At 69.4% G+C, this 4,221-nt stretch carries 4 protein-coding genes; all 4 read right to left on the bottom strand.

Going from position 1 to position 4,221, the window contains the following annotated elements:
• Positions 1–121: 121 nt before the first annotated feature.
• Positions 122–1,132: an ABC transporter ATP-binding protein gene (locus AD428_RS23455; protein WP_053246752.1), complete on the bottom strand. Its 1,011-nt coding sequence runs from the start codon at positions 1,130–1,132 to the stop codon at positions 122–124.
• The gene (locus tag AD428_RS23460) at positions 1,129–2,073 is read right to left on the bottom strand and encodes an ABC transporter permease (protein ID WP_053246753.1); all 945 of its coding nucleotides are present in this window, start codon (positions 2,071–2,073) and stop codon (positions 1,129–1,131) included. Before AD428_RS23460 ends, AD428_RS23455 begins: the two co-directional genes overlap by 4 nt.
• Complete coding sequence (locus tag AD428_RS23465; RefSeq protein WP_053246754.1) at positions 2,070–3,044, bottom strand: ABC transporter permease; 975 nt, start codon at positions 3,042–3,044, stop codon at positions 2,070–2,072. Before AD428_RS23465 ends, AD428_RS23460 begins: the two co-directional genes overlap by 4 nt.
• On the bottom strand, positions 3,041–4,221 hold a 1,181-nt coding region (locus tag AD428_RS23470; protein WP_053246755.1), incomplete at its 5' end, for a SidA/IucD/PvdA family monooxygenase. The genes AD428_RS23465 and AD428_RS23470, both read right to left, overlap by 4 nt.

Raw genomic sequence — 4,221 nt, forward strand, 5'->3', positions numbered from 1 at the left:
CGGGCCAGGCCGAGTTTCTGCATGGCGCGGCCGGCCGCGCCCACCCGGCGTTCGCCGAAGCGCTTGCTGACCCGGCGCAGCTCGATGAGCGGCGTGGCCGCGTCTTGTCGGACCGCCGCCGTCATGCCGCCGCCTCCGCGAGGTTGAGGGCGGGATGGAAACAGCGCACCCGGTGGCCGGGCAGCGGTTCGGTAATGCCGGGCGTCTGGCCACAGACGGCGGTTGCGCGGGGGCAGCGCGCCGCGAAGGCGCAGCCGGGCGGAAGCGCGAGCAGGTTGGGTGTCATGCCGGGAATCTGGCGCAGCCGCTGGCCGCGCCGGTTGTTGCTGGGCAGGCTGCCGATCAGGCCCGCCGTGTACGGATGCTGCGGACGGTCGAGCACGTCGTCGACGCTGCCGTGCTCCACGATGCGGCCGGCATACATCACGGCGACTTCGTCGGCCAGCCCGGCCACCACCGAAAGATCGTGCGTGATCCAGATGAGGCTGGTGCCGTGCCGCTGGGCGAGCTTCTGCACTTCGGAGAGGATCTGCGCCTGGATGGTTACGTCCAGCGCGGTGGTGGGCTCATCGGCGATGATGAGGTCGGGCCGGTGCAGCATGGCGATGGCGATCGCCACGCGCTGGCGCATGCCGCCGGACAGCTGGTGCGGATAGGCGCGCAGCCGCTCCTCGGGGCTGGGAATGCCCATCATGCCCAGCGTGTCGCGCGCGAGTTCGCGCGCCTGCGAGCGGCTCATCTTGCTGTGGGCCAGCACGGTCTCGATCATCTGCACGTCCACGCGCAGGACCGGATTGAGCGTCATCATCGGATCCTGGAAGATCATGGCGATGCGGTTGCCCTGCAGCTTGCGCAGTTCGCGCGCGGGCAGCTTGGCCAGGTCGCGGCCCTGGAACAGCACTTCGCCGCCCACGATGCGGCCGGGCGGGTCCACCAGCCCCATGATGGAAAAGCCGGTGACCGACTTGCCCGATCCGGACTCGCCCACCAGGCCGAGGATCTTGCCGCGCTCCAGGGTGAACGACACGCCGTCCACGGCCGGCAGCACGCCGGCCCGGGTATGGAAATGCGTGCGCAGATCGCGGACCTGCAGCGTGGCCGGTGCGTGCTGCGCGGGAGAGGCCGCGTTCATTTGTGGGTCCTCGGGTTGAGCACGTCGCGCAGGCGGTCGCCTACCAGGTTGATCGCCACGATGGTGACCAGCAGCGTCATGCCGGGGTAGAAGCTGATCCAGTACTCGCCGGAAAGCATGAACTGGAACCCGTTGGAGATGAGCAGGCCGAGCGAGGGCTCGCTGATGGGCACGCCCAGCCCCAGGAAGCTCAGCGTGGCTTCCAGCGTGATGGCGCGCGCGATCTGCAGCGTGCCGATCACGATGAGCGGCGGCAGGCAGTTGGGCAGGATGTGCTTGAGCATGATGCGCCACGTGGGAATGTCCAGGCAGCGCGCCGCCTCCACGTACTCGCGGCGCCGTTCCACCAGCGCCTGGCCGCGCGCCGTGCGCGCGTAATAGGCCCATTCCAGCAGCACCAGCGTGAGCACCACGTTGCCCACGCCCTTGCCCAGGTAGGCCAGGATCATCATCGCCACCAGGATCGACGGAAAAGACAGCAGCAGGTCCACCAGCCGCATGAGCAAGGCGTCCACCTTGCCGCCCGCGTAGGCCGCGAGCAGCCCCAGCAGCGTGCCCACCACTCCGGCGATGAGGGCAGAGCCCACGCCCACCATCAGGCTGATGCGCAGGCCGTACAGAATGCCCGAATACAGGTCGCGGCCCTGGCCGTCCGTGCCCAGCCAGTAGTGGAACGTCTCCATGCCGTTCATGGAGCCCGGCGGCAGGCGCGCGTCCAGGACGTCGATCTGCATCAGGTCGTAGGGATTCTGCGGCGTGATCCACGGCGCCAGCGCCGCCGCCACCACGAGAAGCACCGTCAGCGCCAGGCCCAGCACGGCCGTTTTGGAAGACAGGAATTCCTGCAGGTTGCGGCGCCAGGGCGACTCGCGCCGCAGCGCGGGCGCGGCGGGCGGCAGGGAAAGCGCTGCGCCGTTTTCGGGGGGGCGGGCCGGAGTCATGCCGTCGCCTCCAGCCGCACCCGGGGGTCCAGCACCTTGTACAGAATGTCCACGATCAGGTTGAGCGTGACGAACATGAAAACCACCACCATGAGATACGCCACGATGACCGGGCGGTCCAGCGAATTCAGGCTGTCCAGGATCAGCTTGCCCGCGCCCGGCCAGGCGAAAATGCTTTCCGTGATGACGGCGAAGGCGATGGTCGAGCCCAGCTCCAGGCCCAGCACCGTCACCAGGGGGATCATGGTGTTGCGCAGCACGTGCACACAGACCACGCGCCAGGGCGACAGCCCTTTGGCGCGGGCAAAGCGCACGAAGTCCATGGGCAGCACGTCGCGCACGCCGGCCCGCGTCAGGCGGATCACCAGCGAAATCTTGAAGAGCGACAGGTTGAGCGCCGGCAGGATCAGGTGGCGCCAGCCGTCGGCGGTGAGCCAGGACCATTGCAGCCCGAGAAGCTCCACCGTTTGGCCGCGCCCGCTGGCCGGCAGCCAGCCCAGGTGCACGCTGAACGTCATGATGAGCATCAGCGCGATCCAGAACGTGGGCAGCGAAAAGCCCACGATGCTGCCCGCCATGACCAGCTTCGAGAACCGGCTGTCTGGATAGAGCCCCGCCAGCAGGCCCAGCGGCAGCCCGATGACGATGGCCAGCAGCATGGCGGCGATGGCGAGCTCGAACGTGGCCGGCAGGCGCTGGATCACCAGCTCCACCGCCGGGATGTTGTAGACGAAGCTGTTGCCCAGGTTGCCGTGCAGCGCGCCATTGAGAAAGGCCAGGTATTGCCGCCACAGCGGCTGGTCCAGACCCAGCTCGGCGATGATGCGTGCGCGGTCCACCTGGTCCACGTCCTGCCCGATCAGGATGTCCACGGGGTTGCCGATGGCGTGCAGCCCCACGAACACGATGAGCGTCATGAGCAGCACGACCACGGCCGCCTGCCCGATGCGCCGGATCAGCCAGCCCGTCATTGCGCGGTCTCCGCCTGCGGAGCGGGGGCGGGCGTCCATTCGTCGCCGAACACCTCCGGCTCGCTGAACGCCACCATGTTGGCGTAGTGCGCCTCCACGTCCTCGCGGTAGAACAAGGCTGCGATGCCTTGCGCCAGCCGCTTGGCGCCGTCGCTGATGGCGGGTATGTCGCCCGACACCGTGCCGTGCGTGAGCGCCGCGGGGTAGGAGAAGCAGTGCACGCGGTCCAGCCCCGGACAGGCGCCCGGGGTTTTCTCCTGCAGCTCGAACGCCGGCCCCAGGTCGGGAGAATCGTGCAGCTCCTGGTCTTCCTCGCCGGGCCCGGGCGTGTAGCGGTCGCCCCAGGCGCGCACGTGGGGAGCGAGCGCGGCGAACTCCGGCCTGGCGTTCCAGTCGATGCGAAAACCCGTGGAGAAAACCAGGAAATCGAGCACGAAAACGCCCTTGGGCGTCGCCACGCGGATCTCGTCGCCCGACATGGAGACATCCAGGATGCCGCAGCCCAGGTTGAAGCGCGCGTTGGGATGGCGCGAAACGCGCAGCGTGCTGCCGCGCGGCGGCGGCACCTGCTGCACGTTGATGTAATGGCGGATGCGCCATTTCCATTCGTCCGGCAGGCTCAGGTGCCCGTGCGTCAGGCCGGGATTGCCCGCGCCCTTGCCCTTGTTGACGCGGGGAATGTCGGCGCGCCGGATCAGCAGGTCCACGCTGGCCGCGCCGGCTTCCAGGGCGGTGGCCGCGCTGTCCATGGCCGAGGCCCCCGCGCCCACCACGCCGACGCGCTTGCCCGCCAGGTTGCCGTAATCCATGACGTCGGACGAGTGCGCCCAGCGATTGCGCGGCAGCTTGCGCGCGAAGTCCGGCACGTACGCGCCGCCCAGCCCGTCGCGGCCGGTGGCCAGCACCACGCGGCGCGCCAGCACCGTGCGCGCGCCCTCCGGCGCGGCCACGTCCAGCCGCACCAGGCCGTCGGCGCGCGGCGCCACCGCGGTTACGCGGTGCTCGTTGCGCACGTCCAGTTCCAGCACGCGGCGGTACCAGCGCAGGTAGTCCATCCATTGCAGGCGCGGAATCTTGTCCAGCGCCTCCCAGGCCCGCAGCCCGAACTGCGCCTCGAACCAGGCGCGGAAGGTCAGCGCCGGCAGGCCCAGGGCCGGGCCCGTGAGCTGCTTGGGCG

The organism is Achromobacter sp. DMS1 (genome assembly GCF_001270295.1).